Source organism: Streptomyces sp. NPDC047002, from assembly GCF_040704505.1.
GTDB lineage: Bacteria > Actinomycetota > Actinomycetes > Streptomycetales > Streptomycetaceae > Streptomyces.
This window is the reverse complement of the sequence record NZ_JBEYWC010000005.1, coordinates 243995-259874: the sequence shown is the minus strand read 5'-3', so window position 1 is coordinate 259874 and position 15880 is coordinate 243995. Positions and strand designations below refer to the sequence as shown.

13 protein-coding genes are annotated in these 15880 nt (G+C 75.7%); 9 read left to right on the top strand and 4 right to left on the bottom strand.

Features of this window, described 5'->3' with window-relative positions:
• Positions 1-54 precede the first annotated feature (54 nt).
• A complete protein-coding gene (locus AB0910_RS08120) occupies positions 55-324 on the top strand; it encodes a DUF397 domain-containing protein (protein WP_366743678.1) in 270 nt (89 codons plus the stop codon).
• 97 nt (positions 325-421) lie between these two features.
• On the opposite strand, the gene AB0910_RS08115 is transcribed toward AB0910_RS08120, so the two are convergent.
• The 4 genes from AB0910_RS08115 to eccB form a co-directional block, all read right to left on the bottom strand.
• Positions 422-718 carry a WXG100 family type VII secretion target gene (locus AB0910_RS08115; RefSeq protein WP_366743677.1) on the bottom strand — a complete coding sequence of 99 codons (297 nt, stop codon included), beginning with the start codon at positions 716-718 and terminating at the stop codon, positions 422-424.
• Positions 719-811: 93 nt separating this feature from the next.
• Entirely contained in the window at positions 812-1159 is a 348-nt protein-coding gene (locus AB0910_RS08110) for a WXG100 family type VII secretion target (RefSeq protein ID WP_366743676.1), read from the bottom strand.
• Between the two features lie 156 nt (positions 1160-1315).
• Positions 1316-2722, bottom strand: a complete 1407-nt coding sequence (gene mycP / locus AB0910_RS08105) for a type VII secretion-associated serine protease mycosin (protein WP_366743675.1) — start codon at positions 2720-2722, stop codon at positions 1316-1318.
• A 14-nt stretch (positions 2723-2736) separates the two neighbouring features.
• On the bottom strand, positions 2737-4284 hold the full coding sequence (gene eccB / locus AB0910_RS08100) for a type VII secretion protein EccB (RefSeq protein WP_366743674.1): 1548 nt from the start codon (positions 4282-4284) through the stop codon (positions 2737-2739).
• Positions 4285-4520: 236 nt separating this feature from the next.
• Here eccB and eccE point away from each other — a divergent pair, with 236 nt between their 5' ends.
• The 8 genes from eccE (at position 4521) to AB0910_RS08060 (ending at position 15743) form a co-directional block, all read left to right on the top strand.
• Positions 4521-5792, top strand: coding sequence for a type VII secretion protein EccE (gene eccE / locus AB0910_RS08095; RefSeq protein WP_366743673.1), 1272 nt, complete (start codon positions 4521-4523; stop codon positions 5790-5792).
• A gap of 68 nt (positions 5793-5860) precedes the next feature.
• Positions 5861-6703 (top strand): hypothetical protein, encoded by an 843-nt coding sequence (locus tag AB0910_RS08090; RefSeq protein ID WP_366743709.1) that lies wholly within the window; start codon positions 5861-5863, stop codon positions 6701-6703.
• Positions 6704-7091: 388 nt separating this feature from the next.
• Positions 7092-9614 carry an SCO5717 family growth-regulating ATPase gene (locus tag AB0910_RS08085; protein ID WP_366743672.1) on the top strand — a complete coding sequence of 841 codons (2523 nt, stop codon included), beginning with the start codon at positions 7092-7094 and terminating at the stop codon, positions 9612-9614.
• 245 nt (positions 9615-9859) lie between these two features.
• Positions 9860-11734, top strand: coding sequence for an ABC transporter substrate-binding protein (locus tag AB0910_RS08080; protein WP_366743671.1), 1875 nt, complete (start codon positions 9860-9862; stop codon positions 11732-11734).
• A gap of 3 nt (positions 11735-11737) precedes the next feature.
• On the top strand, positions 11738-12799 hold the full coding sequence (locus AB0910_RS08075; RefSeq protein ID WP_366743670.1) for an ABC transporter permease: 1062 nt from the start codon (positions 11738-11740) through the stop codon (positions 12797-12799).
• Positions 12796-13743: an ABC transporter permease gene (locus AB0910_RS08070; protein ID WP_366743669.1), complete on the top strand. Its 948-nt coding sequence runs from the start codon at positions 12796-12798 to the stop codon at positions 13741-13743. The genes AB0910_RS08075 and AB0910_RS08070 overlap by 4 nt, the downstream gene beginning before the upstream one ends.
• A complete protein-coding gene (locus tag AB0910_RS08065; protein WP_366743668.1) occupies positions 13740-14729 on the top strand; it encodes an ABC transporter ATP-binding protein in 990 nt (329 codons plus the stop codon). Before AB0910_RS08070 ends, AB0910_RS08065 begins: the two co-directional genes overlap by 4 nt.
• A gap of 21 nt (positions 14730-14750) precedes the next feature.
• Positions 14751-15743 (top strand): ABC transporter ATP-binding protein, encoded by a 993-nt coding sequence (locus AB0910_RS08060; protein ID WP_366743708.1) that lies wholly within the window; start codon positions 14751-14753, stop codon positions 15741-15743.
• Positions 15744-15880: the final 137 nt, after the last annotated feature.

Sequence of the window (15880 nt, the reverse complement as noted above, 5' to 3'; positions counted from 1 at the left end):
GCAAGTAGGCTGGGCGCGGACATCAGTGGAGTGAGCGCCGGGAGGAATGCGCGGATGGCCGACGCAGTGGACAAGCAGCGCGTCAAGGAGGAGCTCTACGCCCTGGACATCTCCGGGGTCGAGTGGCTCGGGGCGCCCGGCACGGAGGACGACGAGGAGCGCGTCGAGATCGCGTACCTGCCGGAGGGGGCCGTGGCGATGCGGTCCTCGAAGGACCACGCGACGGTGCTGCGCTACACCAAGGCGGAGTGGGACGCGTTCGTACTCGGCGCGCGGGACGGGGAGTTCGACCTGGACGCGCACCAGCCGCCTGCGGACGCCTGACACGCTCGGGAGCACACGGAAGGGGGGCCCGCCGCGCGGCGGGCCCCCCTTCCGTGTGCTCCGGGTGCTTCTCTCCGGGTGCTTCTCCCTGTGCGGATCAGCCCATGGACATGCGGAAGCGTGCGGCGTTGCCGCGGTCCGTGTCCTGGTAGCCGACGACGGCCTCGTCCAGGAGGGCCGCGATGCGGGCCAGGTCCTGGTTCATGCCGTCCATCTGGGAGGTCAGGTCGGCCTGCCGCTCGTGGTAGGCGTCCTTCGCCTGGCCGTCCCAGTGCTCGGCGACCCGCTTCACCCGGGCCATCAGGTCGGTGAGTTCGCCGGTCAGCTCGCCGGCCGTGCGGCGGACGTCGCTCGCGGCCGTGGTGACCGTGTCGTAGTTGACTGCTGTGGTCATGTCTCGCTCCTCGATGCCGTGCAGCGCGGCAGGGTGATGGTCCTGACGGGGGGCGCGGGGCCTTCGGGCCGCACGCGCCGGGCTCGGCGCGGCTCAGGCCATGTCGAGGATGGCGCTCTGCCCCGCCGGTGTGTCGTCCATCTGCCGGAACGTCCTGATGCGCTCCTGCTCCTCGTTGGTGAAGCCGTCGGCGCTCATCCGCATGATCTGTTCGAGCTCGACGAGGTCGCTGCGCATCGTGCGCAGGCGGATGTTGAGGTCCTTCTGCGCGGCGTCGTACGCCTTGCTCGCTGCGCCGGCCCAGCCCGCCTGGATGCGGTCGACCACGCTGTTGAGCGAGGTGATGCGGCGCTGGAGCTCCTCGTGGAAGTTCTGGATGCGGTTGGCCAGGTCGGTCTGGTCGTCCGCTGTTACGTTCAGGTCTTTGCCGGCTTGCGACATCCTGCCCCTCTTCTCCCTGGTCTGACTGCCACTACGGGCGGGAAGTGCTCGGTGCCGCCCCCGTTCTGCCGGTCCACACGCACGTGGAGCCACGGCAACTTTAGTCATTCGGCCCTGCCCTTCCAACCGGGAAGCCGGCCGCCCGGCAGCGGTCCGTCAGCCGCGTCCCGTGCGGGCGGCGGCCTTTCTGCGGCTGTCGCGCAGGACGACCGCGGTGCCGCCGACGACGGCGACGAGGACGGCGGCGACGCCCACGGTGTAGGTGGCGTAGCGGCGGGTGCGCTCCTGCGGGCTCTCGCCGAGGGTGAGGGGCGCGGCCTGCGGCGCGGGCGCCTTGGGCGGCCCCGGGTCCGGACTCGGGGACTGGAGCGGGGGGTTGTCGCCGGAGACGGCGGCGACCGGGTCGACGACGCCCCAGCCGACGAAGTCGTCGTGGCCGTTGACGCTGCGCTCCGCGGTCTGCTCGATCTGCGCGACGACCTCGCGCGCCGTCCACCCGGGGTGCTCCGCGCGCAGCAGGGCGGCGACCCCGGCGACGTAGGGCGCGGAGAAGCTGGTGCCGTTGTCGAGGCACTGGCCTCCGCCAGGGACGGTGGAGACGATGTCGACGCCGGGCGCCGCGACACCGACGAAGGCGCCCGCCTGGGAGAAGGCGGCGCGCTCGTTGTCGCGGTCGGACGCGGCGACGGCGAGGACGCCGGGGAAGGCCGCAGGGTAGGTGTCGCGCGTCCTGCCGTCGGTGCCGTCGTTGCCCGCGGAGGCCACCACGACGACCTGGTGGGCGAGCGCGTAGCGCACGGCCTTGGCCAGGTCGGACTGCGGGCCGAGGGGTTCAGCGGTGTCCTGGGAGATGTTGATGACGTCGGCGTGCCGGCCGACCGCGTACTCGATCGCCTCGGCCATGGTGTCCGACTTGCCGCTGTTCTTCTCGTCGTTCTGCCGGATCGGGATGATCGTCGCCTCGGGCGCGATGCCGACGAAGCCGGTGCCCGCGCGGGGGCGCGCCGCGATGATGCCGGCGACCTTGGTGCCGTGGCCGACGGTGTCGGTGGTGCCGTGGGTCCTGCCGAGGTAGTCCTTGCCCGCCGCGGTGTCGACGGCCCCCTTGAGCTGCGGGTTGGCGGTGTCGACCCCGGTGTCGATGACCGCGACGCGCACGCCCTTGCCCTTGGTGTGCTTCCAGAGCTCGTCGAACAGGACGCGCTGGAGCGGCCAGGGGGTGCCCGGGGTCTGCTTCTTCATCGGGAAGGTGCACTCGCCGCTGCCGTCGAGGCCGGGTGCGGCGCCGGCCGCGGGGCCCGCGGCCGGCAGGGCCGTGGCGGGTGCGGCGGCCGCGGGGCCCGCCGGCAGGGCGGCGAGTGCGGTGAGCGCGGCGGCCGCGGCGAGGAGCGCGCCGCGGGCGAGCGGCGCCCTGCGCACCGCGCCGACGGGCGGCGCCGCGCCCCGCGGGCCCGCCGACCCGGTGCGGGCGAGCGGCGCACGGGTCCGGCCGGTGTGCGGCGCCGCGGGCGGGCGGCCGGGGCGGCCCGCGTGTGCGCGTGCGGTGGTGTCCCGGTGCGTCATCCCCCGTGTCCCCCTCACGAACCCTGCGGCTGGCGTGCGCCGTTGGTGTCGAGGCGCGGCCCCTTCGAAAGGAAGGACGACCAGGCGATGGGCACGGATGCCGGGGTGACCTTCGCGTAGCCGAGGCGTATCTGGGCCTGGCTGGGCTGGGGCCTGCCGTCCTCGGTCCGCCGGTCGTCGCCGGCGCCGATGTCCGAGCGCCTGGCGTCGCTGTCGCCGTTGCTCTGCACCGCGTACCGCAGTCCGGTGTCGGTGACGAGGAACAGGGAGCCGCCGGCCTCGGACCGGTCGCCCTGGGTCTCGTTGTAGAGGAGGCCGCTGCCGGGGGTGACGTAGGTGCTGGTGCCGTCCCCCTCGGTGATCTGCGCGGGGTAGGAGGGGCCCGCCCAGGCGGACAGGGTGGTGCTGCCGCCCGCGCCGGTGGAGCGCAGGACGCTGCACACCGTGTCGCGCGCGCCCGCGCCCTGGACGGCGTTGACCTGCCGGGCCCGCCGGCCCGGCCAGTGGTTGCCCCCGCCGAAGAACCCGGTGCGCGGGGTGAAGGACTGGGCGTCGACGGTGGTGGCGCGGCCGCTCATGTCGAGCATGTCGGTCTGCGGGGAGTTGATCAGCAGCCAGGCGGTGAAGTCACTGACGGGCTCGACCCTGCCGGGCAGGACGACGTACTGCTGGGGGCCCGCGCCGGTCTGGGCGCTGAGAACCATGCCGACGCGGTCCTGCCGCGGGGTGAGGCCGCCGCCCACGCCCGCGGGCGCGCCGACCGTGCCGGGGAGGTGGGGGAAGTCGACGGGTGTCCCGGTGTGCAGGGTGGCGAGCCAGTCGTCGGTGACGGGCTGGGGTGTGCGGCCCGCGCCGACGAGAGAGATGCTGAGGTGGTCGTCGGGCTCGCCCGCGACGAGGTACTTGGTGCCGTCTGCGCCGACGAGGTAACGGGCGCCGTCCTGCCCGCGCACGTACAGGCTCTGCCCGCCGGTGAGCCTGCCGGGCCCCTCGGTGCGCTGGAAGTCCCGCCGGGCGAGGACGAACGCGGCCTTCTGCACACTGCCGCCGCTGCCGCCGCCCGGCTGCTCGCACACCGCCCACCGCTTCGGTGTGCCCGCGTCTGCGGCGCTCGGCAGCCGGTCGGGGGCGTACGGGATGCCGAGGATCGCGCCGCGCGGCGGCTTGCCCGCGTCGAGGACCTTGTCGTCGACCTGGACGACGGAGAACTGGTCGGGGTCGAGCAGCAGCCGCGCCGACGCCAGGTTGAGCACGGGGTGCAGCAGCGTCTGCCTTTCCTTGCCCGTGCCGGTGGCCAGCACGACGTACCGGGTGGTGGACTCCTTGCCGACGACGACGTTCGCGCCCGGCTTGTCCCAGTCCTTGGGCGCGGTGGGCTTGAACAGGCCGAGCGCGCCGAACCCGGCGAGCACGAGCGCCCCGACGACGAGGCTCGGCACGACGGCGCGCAGCGGCCGGGGCGCGCCCTCTTCGGTGCCCGTCTGCGAGGGTTGGAGGAAGGACGCCACCGTGCGCCTCTTCGCGAACGTGTACGCGTTGAGCTCGTCCCGCCGTGATGCCATGAGTCCCCATCGGTCAACGAAGTCACGGGTGCGGCCGCCGCTGCGGGCCCTCGGCGCGCCGTTGCCCCCGCGCCGCCCGGTGCCGGACCGGGCCCGATACTACCCAGTCGCCGTAGGCGTGCCCGCGGCCGTCCCGCGGCCCCCGCGCTGCCCGCTGTCCCGGCCCGGTAGGGTGAGCCGGCCGTCAATGACCTGGCCGGGCAGGCCGATCGGGACAATTCGGGGGGTTACACCACATGGCTTCCGCAACGCAGTCGCCGCCCGTCGCTGCGGCGCCGCGGCGGGCGCAGGCCCCCGCGCCCGCCGCGGCGAGGCCGGGCCGTCTCGGGCCGCTGCGGATGCGCCAGGTCGTCCTGTGCGAACTGGCGGCCGCGGTACTGCTGGTGGGCTGGGTGATCGACCCCCTGATGCTGGTGCCCGCCGGGGTGGTCGCCGCGCTGCTCGTGCTGCTCGCGGTGGTGCGCAGGCACCGCCGCTCGCTGCCCGAGTGGCTGGGCACGGCCCTCGCGCTGCGCGCGCGTACCCGCAGGGCGGCCTCATTCGCGGTGCCCGGGGGCACGGAGCCGGGCCTCGCGCCCGCGGTCGAGTGCGATCCCGCGCTGCGCACGTACGCGTACGGCGCGCGCGACCGGCGGCCCGTCGGCATGGTCGGCGACGGGACGTTCCTGACGGCGGTGGTACGGGTCGAGTCGGACGGCACGGCGCTGCGCGCGGGGCGCGGGGTGCGCCCGCTGCCGGTCGCGCTGCTGCGCGAGGTGCTCGACTTCGACGGGATACGGCTGGAGTCGGCGCAGATCGTGCAGCACACGCAGCCCGCTCCCGCGCCGCACCTGCCGCAGCAGTCCATGGCGGCGCGCAACTACGGGCCGCTCCAGGCGCAGACGGGCTCGCCCGCCCTGCGGATCACCTGGGTGGCGCTGAAGCTCGACCCGGAGCTGTGTCCCGAGGCGGTGGCCGCGCGCGGCGGGGGTCTCGAAGGCGCACAGAAGTGCGTGGTACGGGCGGCCGACCAGCTCGCGAGCAGGCTGGCGGGCGCGGGGTTCAGCGCGACGGTGCTCAGCGAGCAGGAGCTCACCGGCGCGATCGCGGTCTCGACCTGCGCGAGCCCGCTGGCGCTCGCGCAGGCGGGCCGCGCGGGCGCGCAGCCGCGGCGCACCAGGGAGACGTCGCGGACCTGGCGGTGCGACGACCGCAGGCACACCACGTACTGGGTGGCGCGCTGGCCCGAACTCGGAAGCGGGGCCGCGTCGATGCCGAATCTGGTGGCGCTGCTGACGTCGGTGCCCGCGCTGGCGACGACGTTCAGTCTGTGCGTGGGCCGGGGCGAGCGGCAGGGCGTCACGGTCACCGGGCACGTCCGCGTGACCGGCCGCAGCGACGAGGAACTGGTCGCGTCGCGCCATGAGTTGGAGCGCGTCGCGCGCGGGGTGCGCACCTCGCTCGTGCGGCTCGACCGGGAGCAGGTGCCGGGCGTGCTGGCCACGCTGCCGCTGGGAGGTACGCGCTGATGTCCGCATCCGTACCGCCCGCGCAGCCGGGTTCCGCAGCGGGCCCGCCGCAGCAGCCCGTGCTCGGCATGCCGCTGCCGCCCCCGGCGCCGCGGGACCAGGCGCAGCCCGTGCCGCGGGCCCAGATCCCCGGCGCGTACGCGGGGCCCGCCGGCGGCAGACGAGGGCCGGGCCGCGCCCGGCGGCCCGCGCGGCAGGCGCAGGGCGGCAGGCCGCGCATCGGCTTCGGCCTGATCGGGCCGCGCAGGGAGCGCCACGTGCTCACGCTCGACCAACTGGAGTCGCTCGCCCTGCCCGTGGGGGACGACGGGGTGGTCATCGGCGTCGACGCGAACGGCAGGCCCGCAGTGCTCGGCATCAACCGGGCCACCGCGTACGACGTGACGCTGATCGGCGGGCTGTGGACCGCGCAGGTCCTCGCCCTGCGGGCGGCGGCCACCGGGGCGCGGGTCGCGGTGGAGACCGGGCGCACCCAGGCGTGGTCGGCGCTGGCGCAGGCTGCGGGCGGCGGGCAGCCGTGCGTCTCGCTGCACGACGTGGGGCGGGTGCCGCCGCAGGGCGCGTCGGCCGGCAGCCCTGTCGTGGTGGTGCGGGACTGCGGGATGCGGCCGCCGCGCGGGCGCGTGGTGTCGGGGCCCTGGCAGTCCGTCGTGACGCTGCTGCCCTATCTGAGCCCCGTGGCGCCCGGGCTGATGCGGAAGTCCGGCCTTGTCGGGGTGCAGCGGGTGTCGCCGGACGAGAGCGCGCAGATCGGCCGGATCATGGGGCTGCCGCAGGCGGAGACGGCGGCGCTGACGACGCTGGCCGACGGGGTCACGCTCTGGTGCACCGGGCGGGACCGGCAGTTCGTGATGACGCAGGCGACGGACGCGGAGACGGGGCTGCTGGGCTCGGCGCGCCGGATGGACTGAGGGCGTCCCTCCCCGGCTGGAGGGCGGGCGGCATGTGCCGTTTTTGTGGAGCCGTCCCGGGCCGTACGGCGCGCCGCGGCCGCCGGGCGGCCCGGCGGAGCGCCGGCCGAGTCGGCGGATATCCGGATTTGCGCCCCATCCGTATCCATCGAGGGCCCCGCGGCGCCCAGTTGAACGCACACCGTGACGTAACGGGTAGGCGTCCTGCGGGAGGTCTGCCCTGCCACTCGGGCGCGCGCGATGATTAGGGTGGGTGAAGCGCGGCAGGATCCTGCGGGCAGGCCGGTCGCGTCACCGGGGGAGAGCCGGGCGAACCGGACATCGGGCAGGACATCCGTCGCCCCCACCCATGACGGCACAAGGGTGCTCGACCACACCAGGAGGCAAAGTGAACGGCGATCGGGACGAGTTCCGCGGCGGCTGGAGCGTGCCGCCCGCGGACGATCAGTCCGACGCGGAGCCCGAGCTGACGGGTGAGTTCACCATCGACTACACCCCGCCCGCCTGGTACACGCAGAGCGCCTCGGGGGACGCGTCGGGCGGCGCGGCGGCCGAGCGGGGCACGGCCGCAGGCGGTGTCACTCCCCCGCCGCCGACCGGTGCGCCGGTCTCGGTGCCCGGCCTGCCCGCGGGGTACGAGCCCGGCGCTCCCGCGCCGCTGCCCGCCGACTGGTCGGCGGCGCCCGCGCAGGGCCCCGCGCAGCCGGAACCCGCGCCTCAGGCCCCCGCGGCGCCCGCCGCGCCTGCTGCCCCCGCGGCACCTTCCGCGCCACCCGCGCCCGCGGCACCCGCCGCACCCGCGCCGTCGGCACCGCCCGCCGCGGGCGGGACCCCCGCGTCGGGCGTCCCAACGGACGGCGGCGCGGGGGCGGCCGCCTCCGCCGCGGAGCCCGAGACGGCGCCTGGGCCCGCCGAGGGCGCCGGGGACGGGGCGGCGGAGTCCGCCGACGCCGCCAGCGGCGGACACGCTGTCCCCGCGGACGACGCGGAAGGCCCGCAGGCCCCGGAGGCCCGGAACGACGCGCACGGCGCGGAGCCGGGAGGCGGCGACGCCCCCGCCGAGCCGGCGCCCGCGCCCGCACCCGCGCCCGCACCCGCGCCCGCGCCCGCACCCGCCAGGGACTCGGGGGAGATCCCCGTCGCCCCGGCCGCCGCGGACACCGCCCCGCCCGCCGCCGCGCCGTGGACCCCGCCGCCCGCGCCCGGCGCCGGGCAGCCCGGCGGGCTGCCGCCGCTGCCGCCCGCCTACCAGCCGGCCGCGCCGGCCGCGCCCGCCGCGCCGCCGCAGTGGCCGGCGCAGCCGCAGGGCCCGGCGCAGCCGCCGGTACCCCCGCCCGCCGCGCCGGCGGCGCCCGGCTCATGGGGTCCTGGAGCGGACGGCGGCTACGGCTACCCGGCCGCCGCCCAGCAGCAGCCTGGCGGGTACGGCTTCCCGCAGGCGGGCAGCTACGGCTTCCCCCAGCCGGGGCAGCCGGGACAGCCGGGTGCGCCCGCCGCGCCCGTACCGCCGCAGGCGCAGCCAGGACCCGCCGCACCCCCGCAGGCCCCAGGTCCCCAGCAGCCGGCGGCGCAGCCGCTGCCCCAGCAGCCGGGGCCGCCCGTCGACCCGCGGGCCGGGACGGCCTGGCCCTCGCCGGTGGCGCACGACCACCGCGAGCGCTCGGTGCCCGGCGCGCCGCTCGGCTACACGGCGGCCGTGGAGCTCTCGTCCGACCGGCTGCTGCGCAACACCAAGCAGAAGCCCAAGAGCAACCGGAACCCGTCGGGCGGGCGGTTCAAGCTCGGCGGCAGGGCGGCCGAGGCCGACCGGATGCACAAGCTCGAACTCATCAGGACGCCCGTCCTCTCCTGCTACCGGATCGCCGTCATCAGCCTCAAGGGCGGTGTGGGCAAGACCACCACCACCACCGCGCTCGGCGCCACGCTCGCCACGGAGCGGCAGGACAAGATCCTCGCGATCGACGCCAACCCGGACGCGGGCACGCTCGGCCGCCGGGTGCGGCGCGAGACGGGCGCGACCATCCGCGACCTGGTACAGGCGATCCCGTACCTCAACAGCTACATGGACATCAGGCGCTTCACCTCGCAGGCGCCGTCCGGTCTTGAGATCATCGCGAACGACGTGGACCCCGCGGTCTCCACCACGTTCAACGACGAGGACTACCGCAGGGCGATCGACGTCCTCGGCAAGCAGTACCCGATCATCCTCACCGACTCGGGTACGGGCCTGCTGTACAGCGCGATGCGCGGCGTGCTGGACCTCGCCGACCAGCTGATCATCATCTCCACGCCGTCCGTGGACGGCGCGAGCAGCGCCTCCACGACGCTCGACTGGCTCTCCGCGCACGGGTACGCGGACCTGGTGCAGCGCTCCCTCACAGTGATCTCAGGGGTGCGCGAGACCGGCAAGATGATCAAGGTCGAGGACATCGTGCAGCACTTCGAGACGCGCTGCAGGGGCGTGGTCGTCGTGCCGTTCGACGAGCACCTGGCCGCCGGTGCCGAGCTGGACCTCGACATGATGCGGCCGAAGACGCGCGAGGCGTACTTCAACCTGTCCGCGCTGGTCGCCGAGGACTTCGTGCGGGCACAGCAGCAGCAGGGGCTGTGGACGGGCGCCGAGGGCAACAACCCGCCGCCGCAGGTGGCCCCGCCGATCCCGGGCCAGCAGCAGCCCTACGCCCAGCCGGGCGCCGTCCCGCCGCAGGGCCCGGGGCAGGTCTCGCCGTACGGCGCACCCTACGGCCAGGTGTACGGCTACCCGCCCCAGCAGCCGCCCGCCCCGCAGGCGCAGCCCGGCCAACCGCCGGCCTGGGGCCCGCCGCCCCCGCAGCAGCCGCAGCCGCAGGGCGAGGCGGAGCAGGAGGGCGCGGCGCCGCCGCCCGGCCGGCCGCAGCAGCCGCCGCGTTAGCGGCCCGGGGGCAGCGCAGATACGCCCCGCACGGCGGGAGCCGGGGGTCCGCACCCTGTTCGAGGCGCGGGCCCCCGGTCGAACGTCCGTACGAGCCCGGCCGCCCGGTGACGCGGCGCCGCGTCACCGGTCGTTGACCCGGCGTCAGCCCGCTGGTACACCTCGGCTCACCACCAGAAGCGGAACACGTCGTTCCGGTGGTCTGCTCCCCGTACCGAGCGAGTGATGACGCGAGGTCACCGGCCATGGCCCCACCAGCTCCCCCGCACCGCGCACGGCCGCGGCGCCGCGCGCCCCGCGTGCCGACGGCCGCGCTGGCCGCCGTGGGCCTGGTGACCGCCTGCCTCATCCCGTACGGCACCCCCTCGGCGGCGGCCCGGCAGGCGCACCCCGGCGGCGACGGTGGCCGCAGAGTGCTGACGGTCGCGGTCCGGCAGAGCGTGGACTCGCTCAGCCCGTTCCTCGCCCAGTCGCTCGTCTCCAGCACCATCCACCGCCTGGCGTACGAGTACCTGACGAACTACGACCCGCGCGACGGCCACGCGATCCCCGGTTTCGCCACCGCCTGGCACGCCTCCCCGGACAAGCTCACCTGGACGTACACGATCCGGCGGAACTCGACCTGGTCGGACGGGGTGCAGGCGACGGCGCGCGACGCGGCCTGGACGTTCCAAAAGATGATGACCGACCCGGCGGCCGCCACCGCGAACGGCAGCTTCACCGCCCATTTCGCGAAGGTCACCGCGCCCGACCCGGCCACCCTGGTCATCCGGCTGAAGAAGCCGCAGTCGAACATGGCCGCCCTCGACGTGCCGATCGTGCCCGAGCACGTCTGGAAGAAGGTCAAGGACTTCTCGGCCTTCAACAACGACACGCACTTCCCGATCGTCGGCAACGGCCCCTTCGTCGTCACCGCCTACAAGGTCGACCAGTACGTGAAACTGCGGCCCAACCCGTCGTTCTGGCGTGGCGCCCCCAGGTTCGACGAGCTGGACCTGAAGTACTACAAGGACGGCGACGCCGCGGTCGCCGCGCTGCGCAAGGGCGAGGTGTCGTTCGTCTCCGGTCTGACGCCCGCGCAGACCTCCGCCCTCGCGCACGCCCGCGACATCAAGGTCAACGACGCGCCGGGCAACCGCTTCTACGCCCTCGCCACCAACCCGGGCGCCCGCGCGGCGGACGGCCGCAGGATGGGCGACGGCAACCCGGCGCTGCTCGACCCTGCCGTGCGCAGGGCGCTGTTCGAGTCCGTCGACACCGGCCGCCTCGTCAGGACCGTCTTCCAGGGCCACGCGGCCGTCGGCCGCGGCTATCTGCCACCGCGCTTCGGCGCGTACTTCTGGCGGCCGTCCGCGCAGCAGCGCGTCCCCTACGACCCGGCGGCCGCGCGGGCGGAGCTGACGCGGGCCGGGTACCGCACCGACCGGCAGGGGCGGCGGCTCGGCAAGGACGGCAGGCCGCTGGAGTTCCGCATCCTGTGCCACGCCACCGACCCCAACGACAAGGCCGTCAGCCAGTACCTCAAGGAGTGGTGGGCGAAGCTGGGCATCGGGCTCGACGTCGAGTGCCTCGACAACGTCGGCGACCCCTGGCTCGCCGGGAACTACGACCTCGCCTTCGACGGCTGGTCCGTCAGCCCCGACCCGGACTACGTGCTCTCCATCCACACCTGCGGCGCGCTGCCCGCGACCCCGCACGCGAGCGGCGCCACCGACGACTTCATCTGCGACAGGACGTACGACCGGCTCTACGCGCGCCAGGCGGCCGAGTACGACCCGGCGAAGCGCGCCGCGCTGGTGAAGCGGATGGAGTCGCGGCTCTACGACACCGGCTACATGAACGTGCTCGCGTACCCCGACGCGATGGAGGCGTACCGCACCGACCAGATCGCCTCGATCGAGTCGATGCCGTCGTCGGGCGGCAACCTCTGGGGCCAGGACGGCTACTGGAGCTGGTGGTCGGCGGTGCCCGCGGCGGGCGCCGTGCACGCGGGGGCCGCGGGCGCCGGCCTGCCCGCCACCGGCACCCTGCTGGGGCTCACGGGCGCCGCGGCGCTGGCCGCCGGCCTCGCCGTGCTGTACGCGCTGCGCCGCCGGGCGACCGCCTACGACCGGGAGTAGCGGATGACCACTGCGACCAGCTCACCGCCCGTGCCCGGCGCAGACCCGCCGCACGCGCGGGAGGCCGTGCCAGGACACCGCGGCGCCGCGCTCGGCTACGCGCGCTACGGGGCGGGAAAGGCGGCGGGCGCGGCGGTCTCGCTGCTCGCCGTCCTCGTCACCAGCTTCTTCCTCTTCCGCGTGCTGTCCAGGGACCCCGTCAGGGCGATGACGCACGGCGCCCCGATGAGCGCGGCGCAGCAGGAGACGCTGCGCAGGCAGTTCGGGCTCGACCAGCCGCTGTGGCGGCAGTTCACCGGCTACTGCGCCGACGCGCTCCGGGGCGACCTGGGCACCTCGTACCAGTTCCACGCCCCGGTCGGCGAGCTCATCGCGGCGAAGCTGCCCGCGACGCTGCTGCTCACCGGCACGGCCGTGGTGCTGTACTCGGCGCTCGGGCTGTGGCTCGGCACCCGCGCCGCCTGGCGCAGCGGCGGGCGCGCCGACCGGGTCGGCACCGGTGTCGCACTGACGCTCTGGTCGGTGCCGTCGTTCTGGCTCGGGCTGCTGCTGGTGATCGTGTTCGGGGTGGGGCTCGGTCCTGTGCCCGGGCTGTTCCCGACCGGCGGCATGTCGTCCGGCGACACGGCGGGCCTCGCCCACGTCCTGGACGTCGCGCACCACATGGTGCTGCCCGTGCTGACGCTGGTCGCCGTGGGGTACGCCCAGACGCTGCTGGTGACCCGCTCGTCGCTGCTCGACGAAATGGGCGGCGACTATCTGACGACGGCGCGCGCCAAGGGGCTGCGGGACGCGGCCGTACGGCGCAGGCACGCGGTGCCCAACGCGCTGCTGCCCACGGTGACCATGGTCTTCATCAACCTGGGCTTCGTCGCCGCGGGTTCGATCCTGACGGAGACCGTGTTCTCCTGGCCCGGCCTCGGCCAACTGTTCTACCAGGCCCTGAGCGTGCCCGACCTGCCGCTCGTGCAGGGCCTGTTCGTGGTGTTCGCGGGAGCCATGATCCTGATGAACCTCGTCGCCGACCTGCTCTGTCCGCTTCTCGACCCCCGGGTGGGCCGATGACTCTCGCCGATACGCACCAGCAGGGGCCCGCCGGGCTGCCGCCGCGCAGGGCCCGGTACGCCGGGTCGCCCGCGTGGCAGCGGCGGCGGGCGGCAGCCGCCCGCTTCTGGCGCGGCTACCGCTCGCACCGCGCGGGCCTCGTGGGCCTCGCCGCCCTGGTGGTGATCGCGCTCGCGGCGGTGGCCGCGCCGCTGCTCGTCGGGGACGGCGTGCGCAGCGTAACGGCGGCCACGGGCGCGCCGCTCGCCGCGCCGAGCCAGGACCACCCGCTCGGCACCGACCAGTTCGGACGGTCGCTGCTCGGGCTGCTGGTGTGGGGCGCGCGGGTGTCGCTGGCGGTGGGGCTGCTCGCCGCGGCGCTCTCGGTGGCGATCGGCACGCTGGTGGGCGTCGTGGCCGGGCACTTCGGCGGCGCGCTCTCCACGGTCGCCATGCGGATCACCGACTGGTTCCTCGTGATGCCGACGCTGGTCCTCGCGATCGTCCTCGCGACGGTGATGTCGCGGTCGCTGTGGACGGTGGTCCTCGCGATCGGCGTGACGAGCTGGCCGACGACGGCCCGGCTGGTGCGGGCGCAGACCAGGGCCGTCGAGTCGCGCCCGTACGTCGAGCGGGCCAGGGCGCTGGGCGGCGGGCACCGGCACGTGATGGTGCGCCACGTCCTGCCGAACGTGCTGCCGCTGGTGCTCGCGCAGACCACGCTCGGCATCTCCACCGCGATCCTCACGGAGGCCACGCTCGCGTTCCTCGGCCTTGGCGACCCGACCGTCGTCTCCTGGGGCGGAATGCTCCAGGACGCGCGGGAGGCGGGCGCCGTGTCCTCCGGCGACTGGTGGTACCTCGCGCCCCCCGGCATCGCCGTCGCGCTGGTGGCGCTGGCGTTCACGCTGTGCGGGCGCGCGGTGGAGGCCGTGCTCGACCCCCGCCTCGGAGCGGGCGGATGACCGCGGCGCGGCGGGCGCAGGGCGCGCCCGAACTGCTGCGCGTCGAGGACCTGCGGGTGACCTACGGGACGGGCGACGCGGCCGTGCCCGCCGTGCGCGGCGTCGACCTGGCGCTGCCCGCGGGCGGCACGCTGGGCCTCGCGGGCGAGTCGGGGTGCGGCAAGTCGACGCTCGCGCTCGCGCTGCTGCGGCTGCTGCCGCCCGCCGCGCGGGTCACCGGCCGGGTCCTGCTGGACGGCGAGGACGTGCTCGCCATGCGGTGGGGGCGGCTGCGCGCGGTGCGGTGGGCGGGCGCGTCGATCGTCTTCCAGGGCGCGATGCACGCGCTCAACGCGGTGCACCGCGTCGGCGACCAGGTCGCGGAGCCGCTGCTCGTGCACGGCAGGGCGACGCCCGCGGCGGCCAGGCGGCGCGCGGGCGAGCTGCTCGAACAGGTGGGGCTGCCCGCGGCCCGCGCGAGCGCCCATCCGCACGAGCTGTCCGGCGGGCAGCGCCAGCGCGTGATGATCGCGATGGCGCTGGCCTGCGAGCCCCGGCTGGTGGTCGCGGACGAGCCGACGACCGCGCTCGACGTGATGATCCAGGCACAGGTGCTGCGGCTGATCGGCTCACTCGTCGCCGAACAGGGCATCGGGCTGCTGATGATCAGCCACGACCTGGCGGTCCTCGCGCGGACCTGCGACCGGCTCGCCGTGATGTACGCGGGGCGCGTCGTCGAGGAGGGCCCCGCTCGCGCGGTGCACGGGGCGGCGGCGCACCCGTACGGCAGGGCGCTCTCCGCGGCGTTCCCCCGCGTCGGGGACCCGGCGTCCCGGCGCGCGCCGCGCGGGCTGCCGGGCGACCCGCCCGACCCGGCGGCGCTGCCCGCCGGGTGCGCGTTCCACCCGCGCTGCCCGGTCGCGCTCCCCCGGTGCACACACGAGGACCAGCGGCTGCGGGCCGCGGGCGAGGACCGCAGCGCCGCCTGCGTACGAGTGGGAGAGTGAGCGATGGCCACGGCACCGGTCATGAAGGAGGCCCCTGCGGGCGGGGCCCTGCTGCGCGCCGACGCCCTCGCGGTCACCTACCCGGGGCGGCGCGGCGGCCCGCCGGCCCGCGCGGTCGACGGCGTCGACCTGGACGTCGGCAGGGGCGAGATCGTCGCGCTCGTCGGCGAGTCGGGGTGCGGCAAGACGACGCTGGCGCGCACCCTGCTCGGCCTGGTGCCGCCCACGGCGGGCCGGGTCGTCTTCGCGGGGGAGCCGCTCGGCTACGGGGCGCGGGCCCTCAAGGCGTACCGCAGGCGCGTCCAGCTGGTGCTCCAGGACCCGACGGGCGCGCTCAACCCGCGCCACACGGTGTACGACGCGGTCGCCGAGGGCCTGCGCATCCACGGCGGCGCAGGCGACGAGCGCACGGCCGTCGCCGAGGCGCTCGCGCGGGCCGGGCTGCGCCCGCCCGAGCGGTTCTTCCTGCGCTACCCGCACGAGCTGTCGGGCGGCCAGCGCCAGCGCGTCGTGATCGCGGGCGCGCTCGTGCTGCGCCCCGAGCTCCTCGTCGCCGACGAGCCGGTCGCCTCGCTCGACGCGTCGGTGCGCGGCGAGATCCTCGCCCTGCTGCTGTCGCTGCGCGACACGCTCGGCCTGTCCGCGCTCGTGGTCACCCACGACCTCGGCCTCGCGTGGAACATCGCGGACCGGGTCGCCGTCATGTACCTGGGCCGGATCGTGGAGGCAGGCCCGGTCGACGAGGTCCTCTCGGCGCCCCGCCACCCCTACACCAGGGCGCTGCTCTCGGTCCTGCCCGACTCCCCCGGGCCCCCGGCCGTCCTGACGGGCGAGCCCCCCGACCCGACGCGCGTCCCGCCGGGCTGCCGCTTCCACGCCCGCTGCGGGCTCCTCGCCGCCGCGGGCCCCGCCCGCCCCGAGACCGCCGCCGCCTGCCGCACCCGGCCCCTGCCCGTACTCCCCGGCCACGGACCCCACACGGCCGCCTGCCACTGGCCCGTCGCAGAACGCTAGACGCACCCCTCCAGCGCACGCCGCGCGCCGATCTCGGCCCGCAGGACGAACGCAGCAGCGAGGAGCACCTTCGCCCGCCTTGAGCATCTCGGCGAGGTAGCCCGCCTTGTAGTGCAGCGCCCTGTCGGCTTGGGAGC

Coding starts and splice junctions, on each gene's coding strand:
- AB0910_RS08070 (WP_366743669.1), top strand. CDS start 12,796: ATGACTCTCGCCGATACGCACCAGCAGGGGCCCGCCGGGCTGCCGCCG.
- AB0910_RS08090 (WP_366743709.1), top strand. CDS start 5,861: ATGCCGCTGCCGCCCCCGGCGCCGCGGGACCAGGCGCAGCCCGTGCCG.
- mycP (WP_366743675.1), bottom strand. CDS start 2,722: ATGACGCACCGGGACACCACCGCACGCGCACACGCGGGCCGCCCCGGC.
- AB0910_RS08080 (WP_366743671.1), top strand. CDS start 9,860: ATGGCCCCACCAGCTCCCCCGCACCGCGCACGGCCGCGGCGCCGCGCG.
- AB0910_RS08065 (WP_366743668.1), top strand. CDS start 13,740: ATGACCGCGGCGCGGCGGGCGCAGGGCGCGCCCGAACTGCTGCGCGTC.
- eccE (WP_366743673.1), top strand. CDS start 4,521: ATGGCTTCCGCAACGCAGTCGCCGCCCGTCGCTGCGGCGCCGCGGCGG.
- eccB (WP_366743674.1), bottom strand. CDS start 4,284: ATGGCATCACGGCGGGACGAGCTCAACGCGTACACGTTCGCGAAGAGG.
- AB0910_RS08060 (WP_366743708.1), top strand. CDS start 14,751: ATGAAGGAGGCCCCTGCGGGCGGGGCCCTGCTGCGCGCCGACGCCCTC.
- AB0910_RS08075 (WP_366743670.1), top strand. CDS start 11,738: ATGACCACTGCGACCAGCTCACCGCCCGTGCCCGGCGCAGACCCGCCG.
- AB0910_RS08120 (WP_366743678.1), top strand. CDS start 55: ATGGCCGACGCAGTGGACAAGCAGCGCGTCAAGGAGGAGCTCTACGCC.
- AB0910_RS08115 (WP_366743677.1), bottom strand. CDS start 718: ATGACCACAGCAGTCAACTACGACACGGTCACCACGGCCGCGAGCGAC.
- AB0910_RS08110 (WP_366743676.1), bottom strand. CDS start 1,159: ATGTCGCAAGCCGGCAAAGACCTGAACGTAACAGCGGACGACCAGACC.